At 57.3% G+C, this 24,726-nt stretch carries 19 protein-coding genes; 6 read left to right on the forward strand and 13 right to left on the reverse strand.

Annotated features, from left to right (window positions below):
* Positions 1–5: 5 nt before the first annotated feature.
* Positions 6–1,970, reverse strand: a complete 1,965-nt coding sequence (acs, locus tag ACR0JB_RS03565) for an acetate--CoA ligase (RefSeq protein WP_170348426.1) — start codon at positions 1,968–1,970, stop codon at positions 6–8.
* A 417-nt stretch (positions 1,971–2,387) separates the two neighbouring features.
* Here acs and dctP point away from each other — a divergent pair, with 417 nt between their 5' ends.
* From dctP to ACR0JB_RS03580, 3 genes are all read left to right on the forward strand, one after another.
* Positions 2,388–3,404: a TRAP transporter substrate-binding protein DctP gene (gene dctP, locus ACR0JB_RS03570; protein WP_170393707.1), complete on the forward strand. Its 1,017-nt coding sequence runs from the start codon at positions 2,388–2,390 to the stop codon at positions 3,402–3,404.
* 63 nt (positions 3,405–3,467) lie between these two features.
* Positions 3,468–4,097 carry a TRAP transporter small permease gene (locus tag ACR0JB_RS03575; RefSeq protein WP_170358049.1) on the forward strand — a complete coding sequence of 210 codons (630 nt, stop codon included), beginning with the start codon at positions 3,468–3,470 and terminating at the stop codon, positions 4,095–4,097.
* A gap of 3 nt (positions 4,098–4,100) precedes the next feature.
* The gene (locus tag ACR0JB_RS03580; RefSeq protein WP_170505023.1) at positions 4,101–5,504 is read left to right on the forward strand and encodes a TRAP transporter large permease; all 1,404 of its coding nucleotides are present in this window, start codon (positions 4,101–4,103) and stop codon (positions 5,502–5,504) included.
* 51 nt (positions 5,505–5,555) lie between these two features.
* Here the strand turns inward: ACR0JB_RS03580 and ACR0JB_RS03585 are convergent, their stop codons facing one another.
* Genes ACR0JB_RS03585 through rocF form a run of 3 tightly spaced genes read right to left on the reverse strand, consistent with a single transcriptional unit; the run spans position 5,556 to position 8,446 of the window.
* On the reverse strand, positions 5,556–6,596 hold the full coding sequence (locus ACR0JB_RS03585) for an ornithine cyclodeaminase (RefSeq protein ID WP_170505027.1): 1,041 nt from the start codon (positions 6,594–6,596) through the stop codon (positions 5,556–5,558).
* A 9-nt stretch (positions 6,597–6,605) separates the two neighbouring features.
* Complete coding sequence (gene ctlX / locus ACR0JB_RS03590; protein WP_170505030.1) at positions 6,606–7,526, reverse strand: citrulline utilization hydrolase CtlX; 921 nt, start codon at positions 7,524–7,526, stop codon at positions 6,606–6,608.
* The gene (gene rocF / locus ACR0JB_RS03595) at positions 7,526–8,446 is read right to left on the reverse strand and encodes an arginase (RefSeq protein ID WP_170358057.1); all 921 of its coding nucleotides are present in this window, start codon (positions 8,444–8,446) and stop codon (positions 7,526–7,528) included. Before rocF ends, ctlX begins: the two co-directional genes overlap by 1 nt.
* Positions 8,447–8,532: 86 nt before the next feature.
* On the opposite strand from rocF, the gene ACR0JB_RS03600 reads away from it, so the two are divergent.
* Positions 8,533–8,961, forward strand: coding sequence for an Lrp/AsnC family transcriptional regulator (locus tag ACR0JB_RS03600; protein WP_058280995.1), 429 nt, complete (start codon positions 8,533–8,535; stop codon positions 8,959–8,961).
* Positions 8,962–9,063: 102 nt separating this feature from the next.
* Positions 9,064–11,673, forward strand: coding sequence for a bifunctional lysylphosphatidylglycerol flippase/synthetase MprF (gene mprF, locus ACR0JB_RS03605; protein WP_480789683.1), 2,610 nt, complete (start codon positions 9,064–9,066; stop codon positions 11,671–11,673).
* A gap of 3 nt (positions 11,674–11,676) precedes the next feature.
* Here mprF and ACR0JB_RS03610 read toward each other — a convergent pair whose 3' ends face one another.
* The 6 genes from ACR0JB_RS03610 to ACR0JB_RS03635 all read right to left on the reverse strand — a co-directional run bounded on the left by ACR0JB_RS03610 (position 11,677) and on the right by ACR0JB_RS03635 (position 16,423).
* Positions 11,677–13,239 (reverse strand): efflux transporter outer membrane subunit, encoded by a 1,563-nt coding sequence (locus ACR0JB_RS03610; protein ID WP_480789684.1) that lies wholly within the window; start codon positions 13,237–13,239, stop codon positions 11,677–11,679.
* A gap of 11 nt (positions 13,240–13,250) precedes the next feature.
* Positions 13,251–14,396: an HlyD family secretion protein gene (locus tag ACR0JB_RS03615; protein ID WP_170358063.1), complete on the reverse strand. Its 1,146-nt coding sequence runs from the start codon at positions 14,394–14,396 to the stop codon at positions 13,251–13,253.
* A gap of 21 nt (positions 14,397–14,417) precedes the next feature.
* Complete coding sequence (locus ACR0JB_RS03620; protein WP_170348435.1) at positions 14,418–14,780, reverse strand: DUF3302 domain-containing protein; 363 nt, start codon at positions 14,778–14,780, stop codon at positions 14,418–14,420.
* Positions 14,781–14,814: 34 nt separating this feature from the next.
* Complete coding sequence (locus ACR0JB_RS03625; RefSeq protein WP_170393719.1) at positions 14,815–15,381, reverse strand: disulfide bond formation protein B; 567 nt, start codon at positions 15,379–15,381, stop codon at positions 14,815–14,817.
* A gap of 10 nt (positions 15,382–15,391) precedes the next feature.
* Positions 15,392–15,547: a DUF5993 family protein gene (locus ACR0JB_RS03630; RefSeq protein WP_170331252.1), complete on the reverse strand. Its 156-nt coding sequence runs from the start codon at positions 15,545–15,547 to the stop codon at positions 15,392–15,394.
* A 114-nt stretch (positions 15,548–15,661) separates the two neighbouring features.
* Positions 15,662–16,423 carry a DeoR/GlpR family DNA-binding transcription regulator gene (locus tag ACR0JB_RS03635; protein WP_170548436.1) on the reverse strand — a complete coding sequence of 254 codons (762 nt, stop codon included), beginning with the start codon at positions 16,421–16,423 and terminating at the stop codon, positions 15,662–15,664.
* A gap of 188 nt (positions 16,424–16,611) precedes the next feature.
* Between ACR0JB_RS03635 and glpD the strand changes: the two genes are divergently transcribed.
* Positions 16,612–18,198: a glycerol-3-phosphate dehydrogenase gene (gene glpD / locus ACR0JB_RS03640; protein WP_480789685.1), complete on the forward strand. Its 1,587-nt coding sequence runs from the start codon at positions 16,612–16,614 to the stop codon at positions 18,196–18,198.
* Between the two features lie 35 nt (positions 18,199–18,233).
* On the opposite strand, the gene ACR0JB_RS03645 is transcribed toward glpD, so the two are convergent.
* From ACR0JB_RS03645 to metG, 3 genes are all read right to left on the reverse strand, one after another.
* Entirely contained in the window at positions 18,234–21,371 is a 3,138-nt protein-coding gene (locus ACR0JB_RS03645; protein ID WP_170348439.1) for an efflux RND transporter permease subunit, read from the reverse strand.
* 3 nt (positions 21,372–21,374) lie between these two features.
* Positions 21,375–22,541: an efflux RND transporter periplasmic adaptor subunit gene (locus tag ACR0JB_RS03650; RefSeq protein WP_170358073.1), complete on the reverse strand. Its 1,167-nt coding sequence runs from the start codon at positions 22,539–22,541 to the stop codon at positions 21,375–21,377.
* A gap of 266 nt (positions 22,542–22,807) precedes the next feature.
* Positions 22,808–24,526: a methionine--tRNA ligase gene (metG, locus tag ACR0JB_RS03655; protein ID WP_480789686.1), complete on the reverse strand. Its 1,719-nt coding sequence runs from the start codon at positions 24,524–24,526 to the stop codon at positions 22,808–22,810.
* Between the last annotated feature and the right edge of the window lie 200 nt (positions 24,527–24,726).

A 24,726-nucleotide genomic window follows, 5' to 3' on the forward strand; every position in this document is an offset into this window, starting at 1 on the left:
CATCCTCACTTACTTGCGCGGTTTTCGATCAGATCTTCGACCACCGACGGATCGGCCAAGGTCGAAGTGTCACCCAGCGAGCCAAAGTCGTTTTCGGCGATCTTGCGCAGGATACGGCGCATGATTTTGCCGGAACGGGTCTTGGGCAGGCCGGGGGCCCATTGGATCACATCGGGGCTGGCAATCGGGCCAATTTCTGTGCGAACCCAAGTGCGCAGCTCTTTCAGAAGCTCATCCGAAGGCTCGCGATCGTTCATCAGAGTGACATAGCAATAGATGCCTTGCCCTTTGATATCATGGGGATAACCGACAACAGCAGCTTCGGCCACGGCGGCGTGCGCCACCAGCGCGCTTTCTACCTCGGCCGTACCCATACGGTGGCCCGAGACATTGATCACGTCATCGACACGGCCAGTGATCCAGTAGTCGCCATCCTCATCCCGGCGGCAACCGTCGCCCGTGAAGTAATAGCCTTTGTAGTCGGCAAAATAGGTTTTCTCGAACCGCTCGTGATCGCCCCAGACGGTGCGCATCTGACCGGGCCAGCTGTCTTTGATGCACAGCACGCCCTCGACCCCGTTTCCAGTGATTTCGACACCCGATTGCGGGTCAAGAACGACAGGCTGAATTCCAAAGAACGGTTTCATCGCCGAGCCGGGCTTCATCGCATGAGCGCCGGGCAGGGGGGTCATCAGGTGACCGCCGGTTTCGGTCTGCCACCATGTGTCGACGATGGGGCAATTGCCCTGGCCGACAACCTCGTTATACCAGTTCCACGCTTCGGGGTTGATCGGTTCACCCACGGTGCCCAGCACTTTCAGATCGCTCAGATCGTGCTTTTCGACCCATTCGGTACCCTGACCCATCAATGCGCGGATCGCCGTGGGGGCGGTATAGAACTGGTTTACCTTGTGCTTGGCGCAGACTTCCCAAAAACGGCCAGCGTCGGGGTAGGTCGGCACGCCTTCGAACATCAGGGTCGTCGCACCATTGGCCAGCGGGCCATAGACGATATAGCTGTGGCCGGTGACCCAGCCTACGTCTGCGGTACACCAATAGATGTCGCCATCGTGGTAATCGAAGGTGATCTGATGCGTCATGGCTGCGTAGACCAGATAGCCACCAGTGGTATGCACCACGCCTTTGGGCTGACCGGTTGATCCGGAAGTATACAGGATGAACAAAGGGTCTTCGGCGTTCATCTCGGCGGGCGCGCAATAGTCATCCGCTTCAAGCGCCATTTCGTTGTAATCGAAATCGCGGCCGTCAACCCATGTGGTCTGGCCGCCGGTGCGCTTGACCACCAGACATTTCACGGTGTCTTTACAGTGCAGCAGAGCGGCATCCGCATTGGACTTAAGAGGGGTCTTGCGACCGCCGCGCGGGGCCTCATCCGCCGTGATAACCACCTTGGCATCGCAGCCGTTGATCCGCGCTGCCAGCGCGTCGGGCGAAAAGCCCGCGAATACGATGGAATGGATCGCGCCAATACGCGCACAGGCCAGCATCGCATAGGCTGCCTCGGGGATCATCGGCAGATAGATCACCACCCGGTCACCTTTGCGAACGCCCAGAGATTCCAGAATATTGGCCATTCGGCAGGTGCGGCGGTGCAGCTCGGCATAGGTTATGTGCTGGGCGTCGTCGTTCGGGTCATCCGGCTCCCAGATGATCGCGGTCTGGTCGCCGCGTGTTTTCAGATGGCGATCCAGACAGTTGGCTGCCACATTCAGTGTGCCGTCGGCATACCAGTTTATTCCAACCGAGCCGAAATCATAGCTGACATCTTTGACTTGTGTATACGGTTTGATCCAATCTACTCGCTTGCCTTGCTCATCCCAGAACGCCACAGGATTTTCGATCGAGGCGTTGTACATCTGGGTGTATGCGTCGGCATCGACATGGGCGCGGGCAACGGTTTCTGCGGATGGCGGATAGACCTTGGCATCTGCTTGAGCAGCGGTTGTCATTCTGAGGCTCCTCCCTCTGGACTTTATTTCACTGGGCCAAATCTTGCCCGCGGAACGGGCGATGTCGACCCGTTTCCTCCCCACGTCAAATAATAAGCGAAACTGAAAACAATTAAATAAATTACCGATATCTTTATATTTGTTTGTAAAGAAATTTTGTTAGTGTGCAAATAATAGTAAATAAAACTACTATGAATTTCAAAAAAACAAATAAAACCAAATTAGTAAGTGTCATGAAATTTTGATTGGTGGATGCAGATGATCAACCGCAATTTTTGAATCTTGGATGCACCTATTGGTTGTTAGCGCTGTCTTCTGGTGCTTGGTGAATTTGTCCGGGGTTGGCACACATCAATGTTGGCGCTAGCTTTGAACGCAAGCGCTTGCAAAAGAAGCGCAACAAAGGGAGAAATTACGATGAAAAAGATGTTGAGCGGCGCGGCCGTCGCCGCCTTGGGTGTTGCATTCGTCTCAGAGGCTGCTGCAACCGAATGGAATGCTTCGGTTTGGGGTAAACGGCGCGCCTTTACTGAACATGTTGAAAAGTTGTCCGAACTGGTGGGTGAAAAGACAGATGGAGAGTTCACCATCAACGTCAGTTATGGTGGCCTGTCAAAGCCCAAGGAAAATCTGGACGGGATTGAAATCGGTGCTTTTGAAATGGCTCAATTCTGCGCCGGGTATCACCGCGACAAGAACCGCGCGATCACAGTGCTTGAGCTGCCGTTTTTGGGTGTGAACAATCTTGACGAAGAAGTGGCTGTCAGCCACGCGGTCTACGATCACCCGGCTGTTAAGGATGAGATGGCGCAGTGGAACGCGCGCATCATCATGACCTCACCAATGCCGCAGTACAACCTGGTCGGTACTGGTGATCCGCGCGACGAATTGGCGGATTTTGACGGGATGCGTGTACGTGCCACTGGTGGCCTGGGGCAGGCGTTCGAGGCTGTGGGCGGTGTGCCAACCTCTGTCCCAGCAACAGAAGCGTTCAACGCGATGGAATCGGGTGTGGTCGACACGGTTGCCTTTGCCCAACACGCTCACCTGTCTTTCGGCACCATCAATGAAGCCGACTGGTGGACCGCGAACCTGAACCCCGGCACGGTCAACTGCCCGGTGGTGGTGAATATCGAAGCCTATGAAGCGCTGCCTGCGGAGCACAAGGAGGCGCTGAACAGTTCGATCGACGAGGCGATTGACCATTACCTTGCGAACTACGGCGGGCTGCTTGAGCAGTGGGATAGCGTTTTGTCTGAGAAGGGCGTTGAAAAAGTTGAGATCGACGATGCCGTTCTTGAAGAATTCCGTGCTAAGGCAGCCGATCCGATCCGTGAACAGTGGATTGCGGATATGTCAGCACAAGGTCTGCCAGCGCAGGACCTCTATGATCTGGTTCAAGCTACGCTGAAGCAACAGCGCGGCGGAAACTGAGTTCCTTTTCCGGGTGCCTGACCGGGCACCCGGACGCTCATCAAAAAACAGGGGATCACCGGAATGGCAGGACAAGCCACGGTGCTTGAGGACGGCAGTCGGCTCAGTTGGCTGGATCGTCAGCTCTTGAGGTTAGAGCAGTTTTTGGCATTGATCAGCGGGCTTGCCGTTTTTGGCCTTATGGTGCTTGCGGTGGTTTCGGTCAGTGGCCGCAACGCGATTAACGCGCCTTTGCCCGGTTATGTGGACTGGATCGAACAGGCCATGCCGCTGATTGCCTTCCTTGGAATCTCATACGTGCAGCGCGAAGGCGGTCATATTCGTATGGATATCGTGATCGCGCGTCTGCACGGGCGGGCGCTGTGGCTATTCGAACTGATCTCGGTAGTTTTGATCCTTGTGCTTATGCTGGCACTGGTCTGGGGCAGCTGGTCCCATTTCGACCGCTCGTTCGATTTTGGCGCACCGCTGTGGAGCCGTGACAGTTCAATTGACATCGGCATTCCGCTTTGGCCTGCCAAGCTGCTGGCGCCCGTGGCGTTTTCGGTCCTGTGCGCGCGGCTGGTGTTGCAGGTCTGGGGATATGGGCGTGCTTTTGTGCTGGGGCTCGAACATCCGGTGGCTGTCCCGTTGATCCAGGATGCTGCGGCGCAGGCCGCTGCCGAGGCTGAGCAATTCGAAGGGCAGGACTAACGCATGGACACAATAGATATTGGTCTGTGGGTTACAGGTGGCCTGCTTGTATTGGTCGTCACAGGGATGCGGGTCGCCTTTGCCGCTGGGCTTGCCGGGTTGGTCGGGCTGGTGTGGATCTTCTGGGCCAAATTCGGATATGACCCCGACCGGTTTGGCAAAGCCTTAACAGTTGCCGTGAAAACGGCCGGGCAGGTGCCGCATTCCAAGGTGGCCGCCCATACGCTCAGCCTGATCCCAACCTTTATCCTGATCGGATACTTGGCCTATTACGCGGGCCTGACCAAGGCCTTGTTCGAGGCGGCCAAACGCTGGGTGGCGTGGGTACCGGGTGGGCTGGCAGTTTCGACCGTGTTCGCGACAGCCGGGTTTGCCGCCGTGTCGGGCGCGTCGGTCGCCACATCCGCGGTTTTCGCCCGCATCGCCATCCCCGAGATGCTGAAAGTCGGTTACAACAAGCAATTCGCTGCTGGGGTCGTTGCTGCCGGGGGTACGCTGGCCTCTCTGATCCCGCCTTCGGCCATTCTTGTGATCTATGCCATCATCGTTGAACAGGACGTGGGTAAGCTACTGTTGGCCGGGTTCATACCCGGGGCGTTTTCGGCAGTTATCTATGGCCTGCTTATTGTAGGAATAGCGGTGATTTTCAAATCCGTTGGGCCTCCGGTCACGGGGTTTACATGGAAACAGCGCTTTGCGTCCTTGCCCGGTGCCTTGCCGATTGTGGCTGTGATCCTGATCATCATCTGCTTTGTCTATAACCCGTTCGGAGAAAAGGCCTGGGGCACACCGACCGAGGGTGGTGCTATCGGTGCCTTCATTGTCTTCTGCTTTGCCCTGTTCCACGGCATGCGCTGGACCGAGCTAAAATCCGCGCTGCTTGAAACCGCCAAACTGACCGCGATGATTTTTTCGATCATCTGGGGCGTGCTGATCTACGTGCGGTTCCTTGGTTTCGCCGACCTGCCGGGCGCGTTTTCGGACTGGATCACCTCGCTTGAAATGTCGCCGATGCTGATCCTGATTTGCATCCTGCTGGCCTATGCGGTGTTGGGCATGTTCATGGATGCCATCGGAATGCTGCTGCTGACGCTACCGGTCGTGTACCCGGCCGTCATGGCGCTGAACGGTGGGGAAACCGTCAGCGCCGCGGAAAGCGCCTTTGGTATGTCCGGTCCGATGTGTGCGATCTGGTTCGGTATTCTGGTTGTGAAAATGGCCGAATTCTGCCTGATCACGCCGCCGATTGGCCTGAATTGCTTTGTCGTCGCTGGCGTGCGCCCGGACCTGAGCGTTCAGGACGTCTTCAAAGGCGTGACACCGTTCTTCATCGCCGACGCGATTACCATCGCGTTGCTTGTGGCGTTCCCGGCCATCGTCCTCTACTTGCCGTCGCTGGCCGGATAGAATAAGCCCCCGGGGTTAACCGGGGGCGAGGTAATGCCATTTGCGGGTTCTTTAGCTTGCCCGCATCAGCATTCCAAATAGATCGCGCGGATCGTCAGGATCGGCCAGCATGTCCAAAGGTTCAAAGAAATCAGTTCCCTCGATAGCGGACTTGATGTAGCGGAGGGCCGAGAAATCCTCGATCGCAAAGCCGACGCTGTCGAACAGAGTGATTTGACGATCATCGCTGCGCCCTTTGGCCTGGCCGGTCATGACCTGCCACATTTCGGTCACCGGATGGGTGTCGTCCAGCGCCTGAATCTCACCTTCGATACGGGTCTGCTCGGGGTATTCCACGAAGATTTCCGACCGCAACAGGATATCACGATGCAATTCGGTTTTGCCGGGACAGTCTCCGCCGATGGCGTTGATGTGAACGCCGGGGCCGACCATGTTGTCAGTCAGGATCGTGGCGTATTTCTTGTCGGCGGTGCAGGTCGTGATGATGTGTGCACCTTCAATGGCCTCTTCGGCTGTTTTGCAGGGCACTACTGTCAGTCCTTTGCCTTGAAGGTTCGCGGCACATTTCTTGGTGGCATTCGGATCGGTGTCATACAAACGAACCGTATCAATCCCGCACATGGCCTTGAAAGCCAGGCACTGGAACTCTGATTGCGCGCCGTTGCCGATCATGGCCATAACCGACGAAGATTTTGGCGCCAGATAACTGCCCACTAGTGCCGAGGTTGCAGCTGTACGCAGGGCGGTTAGCATCGTCATCTCGGTCAGCAGGGTGGGATAGCCGGTGTAGACATCAGCCAGCAGGCCAAAAGCGGTCACGGTCTGCAGCCCTTCGGAGGTGTTCTTGGGGTGACCGTTCACGTATTTGAATCCGTAGGCCTCACCATCCGATGTAGGCATCAATTCGATCACGCCATGCGGTGAGTGGGCCGGGATGCGTGGGGTTTTGTCGAAGCTCTCCCAACGCTTGAAATCGGCTTCGATCTGGGCCGCGATTTGGGTGATCATCTTCTCAAGCCCGACGTGATGCACCAGACGCATCATGTTGTCGACGGATACAAAGGGCACAAGCGCCTTTTCAGATGGTTGCATTGGGGTCTCCTATCGACGGGACAGGTGGATGCCTGCAATCATACAGCGCACGGATCCACCGGCAGTTTCAATTGTGGGAACCGACAGCGGCAGCGGCGTTGCGCTGGCTTCGATTGTTGCGAGTTGATCCGGGGTCAGGGCGGCAAGCGCCCGGCTCGACAGCGCCAAAACCAGGCCATCCCGACCGCTGAGTTCGATGGCGTTGCCCGCAAATTCGGCGATCTGTTCGTGGGTCAGGTCAATGACCGTACGACCGGATTCTTCCAACCGGGCTTTTACGGTCGCGCGCCGTTCCGGATCGGTGATCATGTCCAGACAGATCAGTGCGTACTCGCTGCCGATACCCATCAGAACATTGGTGTGATAGACATCTCGCCCTTCGGCATCATGTGCTTCGAACACAATAGGCTCATAATTGAAATGGGTGCAGAAACGCTCCAACAAAACGGGATCGGCACGGTTGGATTTGACTGTGTAAGCGACGCGGCCAACGTGGTCCAGAACCATCGCTCCGGTGCCTTCCAGCGCCAGTTTGTCCTGCTCAAGTCCAGAAAAGTCAATCACGTCCTGAACACGGTATTCCTGTTTCAGCATCTCAATGACGTCCGCGCGGCGTTCCCGCCTGCGCGACGGTACAAACATCGGATAGATCGCCACATGCCCGCCGGGATGGGTCGAGAACCAGTTGTTCGGAAATACGCTGTCGGGTGTGTCGAGGTCCCCGTGATCGTCAAAGACATGAACCTTTACACCCGCATCGCGCAGCAATGCGACCGCCTGATCATGTTCATCACGCGCCTGAGCAGAGGTGGCCGCGGCCGAGCGGTTGGCCAAAGTCTGAAACGCATTGTCGTCGCGGGTCTCAGGGTTAGAAGCAAACGCATGGGGCCGGATCATCACGACGGCAGGGGGGGCTTGCAGAGAGTGCATCAGAAGCTCCGTGTTGGGCGGTCAAAAATGCGGCGGCCCAACAATGAGGCGGCCAGATCGACCATCAGTTTTGCGGTACGGCCGCGTTCGTCCAGAAACGGGTTCAGCTCGACCAGGTCCAAAGAGCAGACATGGCCGCTTTCGTGCAGCAGCTCCATCACCAGATGCGCCTCGCGTTCGGTCGCGCCGCCGGGGACGGTGGTGCCGACGGCAGGGGCGATCGAGGGATCAAGAAAGTCGACATCCAGCGAGACATGCAGGATGCCATTCTCCGCCCGGACCCGATCAAGGAACGCGTTCAATGGGGCTTTGATACCGTGTTCGTCAATGCTGCGCATATCGGCCAGCATGGCGTGATCTTCCTCAAGCCGTGCGCGCTCGGCAGGATCGACCGAGCGCAAGCCAATCATGCCCACGCGATCTGTTGGAACCGGGGCGGGTACGGTTGGGAAATTATCAAAACCCGCCTGGCCGGTGAAATAGGCGACAGGAGTACCGTGCAGGTTGCCGCTGCCAGTGCTGTCGGGGGTGTGAAAGTCGCTATGTGCATCCAGCCAAAGCACGAACAGAGGGCGTCCGATCTGCTGGGCATGGGCGGCCATCCCTGCAACGGTTCCCATCGACAGCGCGTGGTCGCCGCCCATAAAGATCGGCAGACCCTTGGGGGCAGTTTCCTGCGCCGCACGGCTTAGCGCGTTGGTCCAGCCTATGACCTCGGGCAGGGCGAACAGATGTGTGTCCTCAGCCACATCCGTGCTGTCCGGGTGGACATCGCCAATGTCTGAAACCTGATGACCCAGATTGGCCAAAGCCTGATCCAGACCGGCCACTCGATAGGCGTCAGGCCCCATGCGGCAGCCCTGACGACGCTTGCCAGCGTCCATCGGGGCGCCGACCAATATAACGTGTTTGTTGTCCATATGTTTGTTTAGTTCCGCAGGGTGGGTTGCGAAAAGAGAGCAAAATGCTCAAAATGAAACCTCAATAAGCGAAATGAGAAATGACTATGGACGATTTGGACAGTAGGTTGCTGAATGCGCTGCACCGGGACGCGCGGGCCTCGCTGTCTGAACTGGCCGAGACGCTGGGCGTCACCCGCACCACGGTGCGCAGCCGCCTGCAGCGTCTGAAACAATCGGGTGAGATTGTGGGCTTTACCGTCCTGACCCGTTTGGATGTGGCGGAAAGCCCGGTGCGGGGCCTTATGATGCTTGAGATCGAAGGCCGCGGGACCGAACGCACGATGGCCAGAATCGCGGCCCTGCGCCAAGTGCGCGCCGTGCATACGACCAACGGCAGTTGGGATTTGATTGCCGAGATTGGCACCGAAACTTTGGCGGAACTGGACGAGGTCTTGTTTCAGATCCGGCGGATGGAGGGGATAACGCGGTCCGAGACCAATCTGTTGCTGTCCACGCGTAAAGGGCGGGTCTGATCCCTTGTAGTGCTTTGACGTTCAAGGAAATTGTGCCAAGGTTGCCCTGCGTCGCCGATCCACGCACAGGATCGTTGCAGTGCCTCAGAGCAGGGGGGAACCATGACCACGCAGGAGACTGACAAAGAGCTTTGGGCCGTTCGTCTGGCCGAGCGGGTCACCGGGTTCCTTGAAAAGCCCGCGGTCAGAGTTGCGGTTCCAATCCTGGTGACGTTGATTGCGCTGGTCGTACTGCACGAACTGTCCCAGCACGTGAAATGGGCCGATGTTCAGGTGGATGTGGCAAATACATCCTGGAAACTGATGTTCATCGCCCTGTGCTGGACCTGTTTCAGCTTTTTGTCCTTGTCCATGTACGACGTGCTGGCCGTGCAAAGCGTGGCGGACGGAGAGGTTCCCCTGACCGTAGCTGGCATGGCCGGAGCCAGTGGTTATGCCGTATCGAACTGCCTAGGCTTTTCCTACATTACCGGAACGGCGATCCGCTATCGCATCTACGCCTCGCTTGGGTTGGACCTAAGCCGGGTTGCCGGGGTCATCGCGACCTCTTGGATCGCGTTCTGGTCCGGGCTGGTGCTGTTGCTGGGCATACTGCTTACCCTGCATCCCGATGGTATTTCAAATGTTCTGCCGATCAGCGACACGACTGAGACCATAATCGGTCTGTGCCTGTTGGCCGCGTTGGTGGCCTTGTTCCTCTGGCTCGCGCGGGGCGGGCGCAAGTTGGCCTATGGCGGATTTGGGTTTAACCTGCCTGGCGGCAAACTGGCAGGCTTGCTAACGCTGGCCGCGATCGGGGACCTGTTTGGCGCTTCGATGGTGCTTTATACCCTGATGCCCGATGACCTTGGGGTCGGCTACCCCTATTTCTTCACGATCTTTATTGGGGCTATTGCCGTTGGGATCGTAAGTCACGCGCCGGGCGGCATTGGCGCGTTCGAGGCGACATTGATCGCAGGTTTGGGTGCCTCTGGCCGGTCTGACGTAATCGCGGCCTTGCTGCTGTATCGTCTGGTCTACACATTTCTGCCTTTTGTCATTGCCAGCGTGTCGATTGCTGTGGCCTCGGCGCTGACGCATCGTCACCATATCAGCGGCGCGGCCACGTGGGTCTATCGCGCGATCCGGCCGATTGTGCCGATGGTTGCCGCAGGCGTGACTGCGGTTGCAGGGATCATCCTGTTGGTGTCCGGGGCTTTACCGTCCAGCAGTCAAAGCCTTGGTGTTTTGCGAGATTTTCTGCCTTTGTCCTTTGTCGAAGCCTCACATCTGGCAGGCAGTGCAATAGGTGTTCTTCTGATCCTGATTTCGCGCGGTTTGTTCCGCAAACTTTATCGTGCCTGGATCGTGGCGATGTTGCTGATGGTGGCCGGTTTCGTTGCCTCGTTGACCAAGGGGTTGGATACGCACGAGGCGATCGGCATGCTGGCTTCAATCGCGGTGCTGGCCACATTCCGGGGTGCGTTTTACCGGGTCAGCGGCGCGCCGATTTTTCGGCTGAACATCCCGTGGCTGGTCAGCGTAGTGGCCCTGTTGGCGGTCATTTTCTGGATCGGGCTGTTTGCCTATTCGCATGTCGAATACCAGAACGCCCTGTGGTGGGATTTCGCGTGGAGCGGCGACGCCTCACGGTTCCTGCGTTCCAGCCTGGTGGTAGCGGTCATACTTGGTGTGGTGGCTGTGAACTCACTCTTCGGGCGGGAAATCCCTGAACCGGTACGCACAGAAATACCGCCCGCCGTCGAACGTTTGGCATTGGAAAGCGAAGATACCGAAGCGCAGATTTCACTAACCGGTGACAAGCAGTTTCTGATCGCGCCCGATGAATCCGCGTTTCTTGCTTATGCCGACACCGGCAACGCTCTAATCACCAAGGGAGAGCCGGTTGGCGATGAAAAAGCCGGTCAACAACTGATCTGGCAGCTGCGCGAAATGGCGGATCGCGAGGGCAAGCTCTGTGCGTTTTACAGCGTTTCTACCAAATATCTGCCAACCTTTCTGGATCTGGGTCTGTCCATCTTGAAAATCGGTGAGGTCGCGCGGGTGCCGCTGCAAGATTTCTCGCTGGATGGCAAATCCCGCAAGCGGTTCCGTCAGGCCAAAAACCGGGCCGAGCGTGAAGGGTATGTGTTCGAGATCATCCCGAAGGAAGAACTGACCCCGGTCCTGCCGGAGCTACGCAAAATTTCTGACGACTGGCTCGAGCATAAAGCGGGTGAGGAAAAGGGATTTGCCCTTGGTGGGTTCGACGATGACTACCTGTCCTATTTCGATTTTGCCGTGCTGCGAAATGGGGACACAGGCAAGATCGTGGCTTTTGCCAATCTGTTCCAAGGCGGCCATAAATCTGAACTGTCGCTGGATTTGATGCGCTACGAACCTGACGGCTCGAACTTCATTATGGACGCGCTGTTTGCCGAGATGATGTCATGGGGGGCAGAGCAGGGGTTCCACTGGTTCTCGCTGGGCGCGGCGCCGTTTTCGGGGATCGAGAACCGGCAACTGGCTTCGTTCTGGAACCGTGTCGGCGGGTTCGTCTATGAGCATGGCGAACAGTTTTATCACTTTGAAGGATTGCGATCCTTCAAGCAGAAGTTCGACCCGGAATGGAGCCCGAATTATCTGGCCAGCCCGGGCGGTTTTGCAGCGCCGCGCATCCTGTATGAAGTGAACATCCTGATTTCCGGCGGGCTGCGCGGATTGACCAAATAGCGATTAGTTGAGGCTTGCCCGCGTTGGGTCTTGTTGCAGCAGGTCGCCCCAATCGGTGCGGTATGCCATCTCGGCCAGCACGGTTTCAGGCAGGAATTCCTGATTTTGGCGAATCTGCCAGCCGCCACCCAGCCCCTTGTACACGGCAACCAGATTGCTTGAGACCTGTTGCCGCGCCTCGATCAGATTGGCCTGCGACCGCAGCAACGCGGTCTGAGTGTTCAGAATGCGGGAATAGTCGGCAATTCCATCGCGATATTGGTCCACCGCGATCTGGGCGGCCTTGCGCGACGCGGTGACGCTGTTTTCGTAAAAGCCCACCTGCTTGCGCGATTGGGCATAGGCGACCATCGCGCTTTCCACCTCTGAATAGGCGGTTAGAACAGTGTTTTGGTAGTTGGCGATCAGCGCTTGATAAGCCGCGTCTTGCGCACGGACGTTGTTCTTGATCCGGCCGTAGTTCAGCACGTTCCAGACCACACCTGCATTGGCCAGACTGGTTGAGCTGGCTACGGAAAACAAATCCCGCCCGCCCGATGCTTGCAGGCCGATGGACCCTGACAGAATGAATTGCGGGTACAGATCAGCCATCGCAATGCCGACCTCGGCCGATTGCGTTGCCGCGGCCAACTCGGCCGCGCGGACATCGGGACGGCGACGCAGCAGCTCGGCCGGAACACCCACGGCTACATTCGACCGGGCTGAAGGGATGCGCCCCGAATTACCCAGCAGACTGGTCATTCGCGAGGGCGTTGCCCCCAGCAAAACAGCCAGCGCATTCTTGGCCTGTTGCAGATCGCTTTCAATTTCGGGGACCAGCGCCTTGGTGTTGTTCAGCAGGGCAGTGGATTCCTGCACGTCCAGCTCGGTCGTCACCCCGTTGTCAAAGCGCAGTTGGGTCAAGTCAGCGGATGCCTGTTGCAGCTGAATGTTCTCACGCGCGACCGCCAGAGATTCCTGCAACGCGCGGATGTTCACGTACAGTGCTGCAACGTCGCCGGTCAGCGTCACTAGGGCGTCGTCGTAATTCGCCACCTGCAATGCCAGATTGGACCGCGCCGCCTGAACGCCTCGCCTTTGCTGACCCCAGACGTCCAGCTCCCATTGCGCATCGAACCCAACCTGAGATGTCGAAAACTCGGTATCCAAGGGGATGATCCGATTTACATCCGAAATCGGCCCAAGATTGTCACTGATTTGGCGCCGCTCGATTGATCCGCCGATGGCTTGCGATTGCGGATACAGCTCCCCGAACGCAATCCCCAACTGCGCGCGAGCCTGCAGGACACGGGCACCTGCCACCTGTAGATCAAGGTTCTGGGCATAAGCCTCTGCAACCAGTTTGTTCAGGGTGGGGTCGTTGAACGTCTCCCACCATTTCACCACCGGCGCGCTGCGCGAGGTTAGGCCGCTGGGTCCGGCGCTGGGGCTGTTCACCTCGATCCATTCTTTCACGACCGGAGAGTTCGGGCGCACGAAATCCGGGCCAACTGGCGTGCAGCCGACCAGCAGGGCCGCGCATAGGGCGGTGCCGATCAATCTGCGGTGAAGTCTGGCCCGGGTCATGTCATGTGTCCTCAGATATCCAGTGGTCGGATGAAGTTGGCGAAGGAATACAGGCGGATATTGATGCGGCGCAGGAATTCAAAGCTTTTGCCCTGACCGGTGTAGATGGCGACCGCCGCGTGGCCGCCGGCGGGAAATGTGTGACCGTCTGGGATGTCGACCGAGATCTGCACCGCGATGCGACCCGGTAGTTTTGGAAACTCAAAGCCGGGCAGGCGGCCTGAGGGCAGGTACTGACCCTGACGTGTGGCCCACCAGATTGCTTCGACCTTGCCGGTTAGAATCTCGCCGGGATAAAGGTCCAGCGCGACTTCTACCTCCTGACCGGGCTCGACAAATTTCAGGTTCTGCTGGCGATAGGTGGCCAGAATGTAAGGATTGTCCTTGGTCACGAAACTGGCAATTGCACCCAGCCGGATATCGCCAACAACCAGACCGGGACGCGCCTGTTGCGAGACGATCATACCGTCTTCGGGTGCATAGATCGTCGTGTTATCAAGAAAATACTGGGCTTTATCTAGCTGTGCCTGCGCCTGAAGGATGCCGGTATTGACCCCGTCAATCTGGGAATCCAGCGCCAGTTGGGCCTTTTCGAGATTGGCCTCGGCCTCTTTGACCTGTGCCTGATCCTCGGTGACCTGCTCATCCCAGCGATCCAGTTCGTCCTGCCTTGCGCCACCAGCAGGCACGAGGTTCTCGTACCGCGCCTGTTGGGTCAGCGCGTAGGCCAGCTGCGCATTTGCGCGCTCGATGGCCTCGGACGCCGCGATCACGTCCTGTTCTAGGATTTTGGCATTCTGCTCGGCTGCCACCAGCTGCGCGGTTGCCTCTTCAACTTCCAAAGCGAATACCGTGTCGTCAAAGCGATAGAGGGGATCGCCCTTTTTCACCTCGGTATTCGGCTCGACCAGCACCTCGGTCAGGATCGTCGGTTCAGTCAATCGCGGTACGATTTGGATGGTCGAACGTACCACGTGGCTGTCGAGCGAAAACGGTTGAAAAAAGCGCAGTGCGACAAGGAAAATCAGCAGCAGATGCGCGCCGACCCAGAATGAAACGACACCCCAGGTGATGTTGAACTTCAGTAACTTCGCTTTGAAGAAAATGAACCAGACGAAAATGATGTAGAACAGCGTAATGCCGAGGGCGACAAACATATTCTGTGACTTCCTTTGGCCTTAGCTTTTCTGCGTCTCGTCAGGGTCTAGCGGATCGCTGTATTCTTCGTTCACCGTTCCGCCCAACCGCTTGATTTCCTTGCGGATAGCATCTTTTTCGTCATCGGGTGTGCGCCGAATGTCGACTGTGACGCCATCGTGGAAGGCCCACATAAAGGCATGCACCCACGGCACAACAGCCAGAAAACCCATCCACCCCATTATCTTGACGGCTTCGGCATGGGGATGATTGCGTTTAATCGCGATCCGCCCCGGTAACCCCATGATGAACAGGATCAGCGCCATCACCGCCGCAAGAAGCAGGATCAATGCCACGAAAGTCAGGTAGTCATAGTAGCCAAGTGGCTGCCCCAATAGTCCCATGCTCGTGCCTCCTTTTGGGCAGGTTGTCCTATCCTCAGCCGTCGGTGCCCAGTTCGTCAATCAATTTGTAGCTGGTGGGTGGGTCTGCGCAGATTCCAGGCCCGCATTCCACCAGTGTCGAGACCGCATTCAGCGCCGCCAGCCCCAGCATGATAAAGAACGCGCTTTTGGCCAAAATGCTGCCACCAAAACGCGGTTGTTGGGAATTTTCGGCGTATTGCCGGTCAAACAGCAGCATAAAGGCCGTACCCAGCAAGATCAGGAAAAAGCAGATCGCGGACCAGGTATAATAGTGCAACCCCAGAACCGGTGACCCATAGTGACCTGTGCCCGGTACGATATGCAGCAGAATCTGGCGTACGGCGACGCTGCCGCCGAACAGTGCCGCAAGCAGCATGATCGCATAGTGCTGCGGCCGCGCTCCGTACAGCAGGTTCAGGCCTAGACCAACGCCCACGGCCACCAGTCCAACCCTTTGCAACAGGCACAGAGGGCAGGGGAGTTCATCGAGTTTTAACTGGTAGAAATAGGCCAGCACCAACACCAGGCTGACAGCCAGCATACCAAGAGTGTTGAGATTGCGTGAAAGTTCCGGTGTCATCGCGGCCCCCTTACAATTGGATCGTCAGTTGGCTGGTGGCATGGAACTTCAGCCAATATACACTCAACGCCAGCGTGAAAAAGAACAGCACGTTGGCCGCTGTTGTCCGATTAAAGTAATTCAGTCCCATCGTGGCTGTAAGTAACGCAAATAAAAGCGCTATCATGGCTCGGTTCTCCCCTCCCGTGCGACGATTGCAATATGGGGGAGTGTGTCAGGTGAATTTGGTTCTGGCAAGAAGTCGCGAAGGAAATTCCCGTTTAATGCGAATTGCTTGGGGTCAGGCGCACAGCTTTAATTGTGTTCGCCATTCGGAACATTTCTTGGTCAGAGAATTGGGAAGGGCTTTGTCGGTATAGAACACATCGACATCGGACAATGAGGCAATTCGGGCGGGGGCTGAACGTTGGAATTTGGAGTGATCGGCCACCACGCAGGTTCGGCGGGCTTGGGCAATGATGGTCTGACTGACCCGGACTTCTTGAAAGTCAAAATCCATCAGATCACCTTCGGCATCCAACGCCGAACATCCGATGATGGCATAGTCGAACTTGAACTGTTCGATGGTAGCAATCGTCAGGTTGCCGACCAGTCCCCCATCCGAACGGCGCAGCACACCGCCCGCCACAACAATCTGACAGTTTGGGTTGTCGACCAGAATATTGGCGACGTTCATGTTATTGGTCACCACCATCAAGTCTTTGTGGTTCAGTAATTGCCGGGCAACAGCCTCGGTCGAGGTGCCGATGTTCAGGAACACAGATGCGCCATCGGGAATATCCTGCGCGCAAAGTTGCGCGATGCGCGTCTTGGCGTCTGCGTTCAGGGCACGGCGATCCTCATACCCGATATTCGACACCCCGGAACGAAGGACAGCACCTCCATGCACGCGGTCCAGTTTGCCCATGTCAGCAAGTTCCGAAAGATCGCGTCGGATGGTCTGAACCGTCACATCAAACCGCAGCGCCAGGTCTTCGACCATCACGCGGCCATCTTGTTTAGCGATGTTCAGAATGTCTGACTGGCGAAAGGAAAGGGACACGGTTGGCTCCAATTATGATGTGTTCGTTTTTGTTCTGTTTCCGTTGAATTGCAATAATGTGCTGGGCGAATGCACAAAAAAGCAAGTATTGTGTGGCAAAACGAACAAAAACGAAAACAAACATTGACGAAGCGCGGGCCTGTACGGTTAATGAGCGCGCGTTTTCGGCAAACGGGAATCATCCAGATATGGAACAGTCACACGATCAGATATCAGACCTTTTTATCATTGGCGGCGGCATCAATGGATGCGGCATCGCACGCGATGCAGCGGGGCGCGGGCTGTCGGTGACTCTGGCCGAGATGAACGATCTGGCCTCGGCAACCTCGTCGGCGTCGACCAAACTGTTTCACGGCGGATTGCGGTACCTGGAGTTCTTTGAATTCCGCCTTGTCCGCGAGGCTCTGATCGAACGTGAGACCTTGCTGCAGGCGATGCCGCATATCAGCTGGCCGATGCGATTTGTGCTGCCGTACCACGCAGACATGCGTTTCGATTCCGAAACGCCGACCTCGCGCCTGTTAAGCACCGTGATGCCTTGGATGAAGGGTCGTCGTCCGGCCTGGCTGATCCGGTTGGGGTTGTTCATGTACGACCATCTGGGTGGGCGTAAAATTCTACCGGGCACGGCGTCTCTGAACCTGAAAACAGCACCCGAAGGGCGACCGCTGCAGGACAAGTTTGAGACCGCCTATGAGTATTCCGATTGCTGGGTCGAGGATTCGCGCCTTGTCGTTCTCAATGCCCGCGATGCCGCGGCACGCGGTGCTAATATTATGGTTCGCACCGAGGTTCTGGCGGCGAAGCGCGTAGACGACCTGTGGGAGGTGACGGTTCGGGACCGCGACAGTGACGAGACACGCGTTATCAAGGCTAGAATGCTGATCAACGCTGGTGGTCCATGGGTTGGGGATATCATTCAATCGAAAATCCACGTGAATTCGCGCGAGGGCGTCCGGTTGGTGCGGGGCAGTCATATCGTGACCCGCAGGCTGTTTGACCACGACAAGTGTTACTTTTTTCAGGGCGAGGATGGGCGCATCATTTTCGCCATCCCGTACGAACGTGATTTCACCTTGATCGGCACGACAGATCAGGATCATCCGAATCCATCTGAATCTCCGGTGTGTACCGAGGCGGAACAGGAATATCTGTGCGCGTTTGCGACCAAATATTTCAAGACGCCGGTGACGCGAGATGAAATCGTCTGGACATACTCAGGTGTCCGCCCGCTGTACGATGACGGTGCCAGTAGCGCCACCGCCGCGACTCGGGACTATACGTTGAAAGTGGACGCGCAAGGCGGGGCACCGGTGCTGAATGTCTTCGGCGGCAAGATCACAACCTACCGACGTCTGGCCGAGAGTGCGTTGGAGAAAGCAGCCGAGCATTTCCCGGACTTACCCGGTCCCTGGACGGCTGGTGTGGCTTTGCCTGGCGGAGATTTCCCTGTCGACGGGGTGCAAAATCTGGTGGCTGGGTTGGAAGCTGACTTTGGCTTTTTGGAGCGCGCCTGGGCCGAGCGTCTTGTGAGCGCCTACGGCACCGAGGCCAGAATCATTCTAGGGGATGCGAAATCCGCCCAAGACTTGGGAGAGGACTTCGGTGCCACACTGACTGCGCGCGAGTTGGAATGGCTGATGGATAAAGAATATGCCCGCACGGCCGAGGATGTCGTCTGGCGTCGAAACAAGCTGGGCTTGCGTCTGAGCGCTGAGCAGATCGCCCGGATACAGGATTGGATGGACCATCGCAGCGCTCAGGCTGCTGCCTAAGAAAAAGCCCCGCCGATTTGGCGGGGCTTTTATTATTACGCTGTTTCTTCCGAGGGACCGGGGTCGTTCTTGGTGCCCTTGATCCATTCCCTGAGACTCTGCATCAGGGCATAGAGAACCGGCACCAGAATGACACCAACCAGCGTGGCTGCCAGCATCCCGCCAAAGACGGCAACACCGATCGCTTTCTGGCTGGCCGCACCCGCACCACTCGCTGCTAGCAGCGGTACAACGCCCAGCAGGAAGGACAGGGCGGTCATCATCACCGCGCGAAAACGCTGATAGGCTGCCTCGGCGGCGGCATCCCGGATCGAAAGGCCATTTGCCCGTTGCTCCATCGCGAACTCAACGATCAGAATGCCGTTTTTCGATGCCAACCCCACAAGCATGATCATCCCGATCTGTGTGTAGAGGTTGATATCACTGCCCACGATGGCCACGGCGGCCACCGCCCCGAACAGGGCCACAATCACCGACAGCAGAATCGACACCGGCATCGACCAGCTTTCGTATTGCCCCACAAGGAACAGATAGCCAAACAAGATAGCCAGCCCCAGGATCACAATCACCAGACTGCCCGAGGCCAACTGCTGCTGCGCCGTACCAGTCCATTCGAACGCGTATCCCGGGGGCAGGGCGGTCGCTGATTCCTCGGTCATCACGTTTATCGCATCGCCAGTGGATAGGCCCGGCGCAGGCACAGCTGTAACGGTCGCCGACCGGAACAGGTTGTGCCGTTTAAGCAGCACTGGTCCCAGCACGTTTTCCACGTCGATCAGCGTGCCCAGTGGCACCATCTCACCTTGTTCCGAGCGGACATAGAGGTTCGAGATATCTTCGACATTGTCGCGATAGCTGCCATCGGCCTGGATCATCACGCGATACACCCGTCCGAACAGGTTGAAGTCGTTGACGTAGTACGACCCCAACTGCGCCTGCATGGTCTGGAACACTTCGGCCACGGACACTTGCAGTGTTTTGGCTTTTTCGCGATCTAGATCGACGAACAACTGCGGCACGTTTGCGCGGAAGGTCGTATAGGACTGCCCGATTTCGGGCCGCTGGTTCGCCGCGTATACGAACGACCCCACGGCTGAGGCCAGATCCTGCGGTGTTCCGCCCCCGGTTTGTTGCACCTCCATCTCGACACCGGCCGAATTGCCAAGGCCCTGAATAGGCGGCGGGTTAAAGGCCACGATCGAGGCGGCGGATTCCCCATACGCAATCGCCAGAACCTTTTGCAGAATAGCATCTGCACTCAGGTCATCGTCCTGACGATCATCCCAGTTTTCGAGGTTCACAAAGATCGCCGCGCCATTTGTGGTGGTGCCATTCAGGATCGAAAATCCGTTGATCAGAACGGTACTTGAAACGCCAGGAATCTGCTGAATCTGATCATCCACACGGGCCGAGACGACCTCGGTCCGTTCCAGCGTTGCCGCGTCTGGCAGCTGAATGTCGACGAACAGGTAACCGTTATCCTCAAGCGGCAGGAAGCCGCTGGATGTGTTGGACATGATCGTCCCGGTGCCCATCGCCAGCGCAACGATAACGCCCAGACCGACGACCGGCAGGATCAACAGTTTGCGCACGATGGCGACATAGCCGTTGCGGATTGTGCCGATGAAGCGTTCAAACACGGCCAGCAACCCCTTGGGTGGCCCCGAACGCGCCTTCAGAACAAGGCCGCACAAGGCTGGCGACAGGGTCAGCGCGTTGATCGAGGAAATCACAACGGCGGTTGAGATGGTCACCGCGAACTGTGAATACAGCCGCCCCGAGATACCGGGCATGAAAGTCACCGGTACGAACACGGCCAGCAGAACCAGCGTGGTAGCAATAACTGGGCCGGTGATCTGTCCCATGGCCTTTCGGGTTGCTTCGGCCGGGGGCAATCCTTCGTCCGCGATGATCCGTTCGACGTTTTCAACCACAACAATCGCGTCATCCACCACGATGCCGATGGCCAGAACCAACGCAAACAGGGAGATCGTGTTCAGTGACATTCCGAACAACAGCAAAAACGCGAACGTACCGATCAGAGAGACCGGGATCGCAACAGCCGGGATGATCGTCGCCCGCCAACTGCCCAGAAAGACAAACACAACCGAGATTACCAACGTGAACGTCAAGATCAGGGTCGTCACCACGTCGTTCAGTGATTGCTCGACAAAGTCGGTGGTGTTGAAGGGAACGTCATATTCTACATCGTTAGGGAAGCTGCGAGACAGCCGCTGCAATTCGGCCTCGACACGTTCAGAAACCGCCAGCGCGTTTGCGCCAGGGGCCTGATAAATACCAATGACGGTGGCCGGAACGCTATCGAAATAGCCGGACGCCGCATAGTATTCTGCACCCAGTTCCACCCGTGCGATATCTTTGACCCGCACGATAGATCCTGCATCGCCGGTGCGGATGACAATTTCGCCGAATTCCTCGGCCGAGGTCAGGCGGCCCTTGGTCTTGATCGTGTACTGAAATGTCTGCCCCTCGGGCACTGGTGGGGCACCGATCGAACCTGCCGATACTTCGACGTTCTGCTCGCGGATGGCGTTGATCACGTCGCCCGGAGTAATAGACAACGCGGCCATTTGATCCGGGTCCATCCAGATCCGCATGGCGTATTCCAGATTGGTCAGAACGTCCGCCTTACCAACGCCCTGAACGCGCGCCAGTGCGTCTTTCAGGTTGATCGAGGCATAATTCGACAGAAACACGCTGTCATACGTTCCCTCGGGCGAGGTCAGCGTCACCAGCAGCAGCATGTTGGTGGACGCCTTCTGCGTCACCACGCCCGAAGATGTCACTTCGGCCGGTAACGAGGACATCGCTTGTGCCACGCGGTTTTGCACGTTCACCGAGGCGATATCGGGATCGGTGCCGACCTCGAAGGTGACATTCAATGAATACGAGCCGTTATCGGCCGAGGTGGACGTCATGTAGATCATGTCATCCACACCGTTCACCTGCGCCTCAATGGGCGCGGCAACGGTGTTTTCAACGGTCTCGGCGTTGGCACCGGTATAGGTGGTCGTTACGCTGACCACCGGTGGCGTGATGTCGGGGAACTGGGCCACTGGCAGAACCAGATAGCCGATGGCGCCCATGATGGTCAGGACAAGCGAAATAACAAGCGCCAGCTTGGGCCGGCTGATGAACAGGGCTGAGAACATCTGTTACTCTCCCGGCTGCTCAGATGCCACGACGGCATCAACGGCAACCCCGGGACGAACCCTTTGCAGGCCCTCGACAATGACGCTTTCGCCTTCGCGCAGGCCGTCTTTGACGATCACAGCCGTTCCTTCGTTGTCGCCGGTGGTGATGTAACGCTGTTCGACCATTTGCTGGTCATTGACGACCAGTACGAATTCACCCCTTTGATCACGTTGCAGTGCGGCCTGTGGCACCAGAACCTCAAGCGTAGGTTGCAGGGCCTCGATCCGCACGTTCAGAAATGCACCGTCCACGATCAACCGGTCGGCGTTCGAGAATTCGGCACGCATCGTAATGGCACCGGTCAGAGGGTCGATCCGGTTGTCGACAAACACGATTTTGCCCGTTTCATCCAGTTCTGAGCCGTTTGGCAGATCTATATGAACATTCGGGCTTTTGTCGCTTTCGCTCAGGGATGCGGGGTTCTCACCCACGGTTTCAAGAACCGAGGTAAACTGCTTTTCATTCAGTGAAAAATTCACATAGATCGGCGCCTCGCTGACGATATTGACCAGCGGCGGGTTGTTCGGACCGACCACGTCACCGACGCTGATTGCAACCCGACCAATGCGCCCGTCAAACGGGGCGTGGATTTTGGTGTAACTCAGATCAAGTTCGGCCTGCTGGATCGCGGCTTTGGCAGCTTTGACTTGTGCTTCGGCCACCAGTTCATTTGCGCGTGCGATATCGCGTTCGGATTCAGGGGTGGCGTCTCGTTCGTACAGCTCTTGTTTACGGGCTAGCTCGACTTTGGCGAGTTCCAGATTGGCCTCGGCCTTGTCCAGGTCGGCGTTGCGTGCCTCTACCGTCGCCTCATAGAGGTCGGGCTCAATGGTGAACAGCAAATCGCCCTGTTTCACCAGCGCGCCGTCTTCGACATTCTGACTTTCCAGAAACCCGCTGACGCGCGCCACGATGTCGGCCTTGTTCAGGGCCTCGGCGCGGCCGATAAAGCTGGCCTCTTCGGTGATTTCCTCAGTATACGCAGCCGCGATCGAAACTTTGGGCGGCGGGGCGTCGCTTTGGTCTTGTGCTGTGGCTGTGTGTGCCATGCCCAGACAAACCAAGACAGCAAAGGCCTGGACCGGTCCGCTGTGACGGATATTCAAGTTCTTCAATGCAAGGGACATGGCAGGCGCCTCGTTCATTATAAGGATTTTGCGCCCGGGCAGGTTGGCCGCCCCGGCGAGTCGACTGAATTCAGGTCAGGATGACCGTTTTAGGATTATATCTCAAGCTTCTTGAATACGACGAACGGGCAGAGACTTGCGGGAATTTTCTCGTCAACAGGCCGACTTAGGCCGATTTGCCTGTGGTCGCATGGCTGGCTTCAGTTGAGACAACGGAAAACGGGGACCGTTTGGCCCCCGTTTCCAATTTCAGATGTTGCATCAGATCATTCGCGCGCGCCGGCGAACCGGTTTTCCCAATCTTCGCGCTGTTCGTCAGTGATTTTGGCGAACAGCACGTCTGGTACCGTAAAGGCATGCCCAGCGGGCAGTGCGTTCAGCGCAGCCGCAATATCGTCGGGCCAGCTGGTGTCCAGAGTATTCATCGCGCTCAGCATCCGGGCCGACGTTTCGGGGATGAAGGGGGCGCTGAGAACGGCATACAGGCGGATCAGGTTCAACCCCAGACGTACCTGAACTGCGGCCTGTTCCGGATCTTCTTTGAAGGTTGACCAAGGGGCAGCGGCCTGCAGATATTCGTTGCCCGCGACCCAAATCGCCCGCAATTCCTGCGCGGATTTGCGAACCTCCATCGCCTCCATATGTCCTTCATAGGCCCGAACGCGTTTTGTGAGATCGTCAATCAGGGTCTTTTCACGTTCACCAAAACTACCGCCTTCGGGCACGGCCTCAGAGAATTTAGACCGGCAGAATTTGGTGATCCGGCTGACAAAGTTGCCCAAAACATCCGCAAGGTCTTTGTTCACAGATTGCTGGAAGTTCTCCCACGTGAACTCGCTGTCGCTGCTTTCGGGCGCATGGCTCAGCAGCCACCAGCGCCAGTAATCAGCGGGCAGAATCTCAAGCGCCTGATCCATGAAGACGCCGCGGCCCTGAGAGGTCGAGAACTGGCCGCCGTCATAGTTCAGGTAGTTGAACGATTTCAGGTGGTCGACCATCTTCCACGGCTCACCCGAACCCAGAATGGTGGCCGGGAAGGACAGCGTATGGAAGGGCACGTTGTCCTTGCCCATGAACTGCACATAGCGCACGTCATCCGCGCCCTTGTCGGTGCGCCACCAGCGCTGCCAATCGGCGTCGGCTTTGCCGTTTGCGTCGGCCCATTCCTTGGCGCAGGCGATGTATTCGATGGGCGCGTCGAACCAGACATAGAAGACTTTACCCTCCATCCCCGGCCAGTCCTGATCACCTTTCTTGACCGGTACGCCCCAATCCAGATCACGGGTGATGCCGCGATCTTGCAGACCGTCGCCATCGTGTAGCCATTTCTTGGCGATGGAGGTCGTCAGGATCGGCCAGTCGGTCTTGCTGTCAATCCAGGCGTCCAGTTGATCCTTCATGGCCGACTGACGCAGATACAGGTGCTTGGTTTCGCGCACCTCCAAATCGGTAGAACCGCTGATCGCACTGCGCGGCTCAATCAGGTCGGTCGGGTCCAGCTGCTTGGTGCAGTTTTCACACTGGTCGCCGCGCGCGCGCTCATAGCCGCAATTGGGGCAGGTGCCCTCAATATAACGGTCGGGCAGAAAGCGGCCATCGGCATTGGAATAAACCTGCTTTTCCGTGACTTCGCGGATCAGTCCAGCGTCATCCAGCTTACCTGCAAAATGCTGGGTCAGCTTCTTGTTCTGATCGCTGGACGAACGGCCAAAGTGATCGAAGCTCAGACCAAAGCGGTTGGCGATGTCGGCCTGAATGCCGTACATCTCGGCGCAATATTCGGCCACTGGTTTACCCGCCTTGGCGGCGGCCAGTTCGGCGGGGGTGCCGTGTTCATCCGTGGCGCACAGGAACATGACCTCATTTCCCCGGCCACGCTGATAACGCGCGTACAGATCGGCAGGCAATTGCGAGCCGATCAGATTGCCGAGGTGCTTGATCCCGTTGATGTAAGGGATCGCCGAGGTGATGAGAATCCGAGCCATTTTGCGTTTCCACGTATCTATCTGCGCGCCCGTCTACCTTATGTAACCGGCCAGCAAAACCCCGGGTTTCGCGCAGGGGCGATTTAAAACAACAACAACCCCGAAAATCCATCTGGCAGAGGAATGCGATTGCATCCGGCTGGTGGTCCACAATACCCCTAGGTTGAATAATGGAATCACGGCTACTTGAATTTGTGTTA

The sequence above is a fragment of the Ruegeria sp. BI7 genome, from assembly GCF_056537925.1.

Coding starts and splice junctions, on each gene's coding strand:
- acs (WP_170348426.1), bottom strand. CDS start 1,970: ATGACAACCGCTGCTCAAGCAGATGCCAAGGTCTATCCGCCATCCGCA.
- dctP (WP_170393707.1), top strand. CDS start 2,388: ATGAAAAAGATGTTGAGCGGCGCGGCCGTCGCCGCCTTGGGTGTTGCA.
- ACR0JB_RS03575 (WP_170358049.1), top strand. CDS start 3,468: ATGGCAGGACAAGCCACGGTGCTTGAGGACGGCAGTCGGCTCAGTTGG.
- ACR0JB_RS03580 (WP_170505023.1), top strand. CDS start 4,101: ATGGACACAATAGATATTGGTCTGTGGGTTACAGGTGGCCTGCTTGTA.
- ACR0JB_RS03585 (WP_170505027.1), bottom strand. CDS start 6,596: ATGCAACCATCTGAAAAGGCGCTTGTGCCCTTTGTATCCGTCGACAAC.
- ctlX (WP_170505030.1), bottom strand. CDS start 7,526: ATGCACTCTCTGCAAGCCCCCCCTGCCGTCGTGATGATCCGGCCCCAT.
- rocF (WP_170358057.1), bottom strand. CDS start 8,446: ATGGACAACAAACACGTTATATTGGTCGGCGCCCCGATGGACGCTGGC.
- ACR0JB_RS03600 (WP_058280995.1), top strand. CDS start 8,533: ATGGACGATTTGGACAGTAGGTTGCTGAATGCGCTGCACCGGGACGCG.
- mprF (WP_480789683.1), top strand. CDS start 9,064: ATGACCACGCAGGAGACTGACAAAGAGCTTTGGGCCGTTCGTCTGGCC.
- ACR0JB_RS03610 (WP_480789684.1), bottom strand. CDS start 13,239: ATGACCCGGGCCAGACTTCACCGCAGATTGATCGGCACCGCCCTATGC.
- ACR0JB_RS03615 (WP_170358063.1), bottom strand. CDS start 14,396: ATGTTTGTCGCCCTCGGCATTACGCTGTTCTACATCATTTTCGTCTGG.
- ACR0JB_RS03620 (WP_170348435.1), bottom strand. CDS start 14,780: ATGGGACTATTGGGGCAGCCACTTGGCTACTATGACTACCTGACTTTC.
- ACR0JB_RS03625 (WP_170393719.1), bottom strand. CDS start 15,381: ATGACACCGGAACTTTCACGCAATCTCAACACTCTTGGTATGCTGGCT.
- ACR0JB_RS03630 (WP_170331252.1), bottom strand. CDS start 15,547: ATGATAGCGCTTTTATTTGCGTTACTTACAGCCACGATGGGACTGAAT.
- glpD (WP_480789685.1), top strand. CDS start 16,612: ATGGAACAGTCACACGATCAGATATCAGACCTTTTTATCATTGGCGGC.
- ACR0JB_RS03645 (WP_170348439.1), bottom strand. CDS start 21,371: ATGTTCTCAGCCCTGTTCATCAGCCGGCCCAAGCTGGCGCTTGTTATT.
- ACR0JB_RS03650 (WP_170358073.1), bottom strand. CDS start 22,541: ATGTCCCTTGCATTGAAGAACTTGAATATCCGTCACAGCGGACCGGTC.
- metG (WP_480789686.1), bottom strand. CDS start 24,526: ATGGCTCGGATTCTCATCACCTCGGCGATCCCTTACATCAACGGGATC.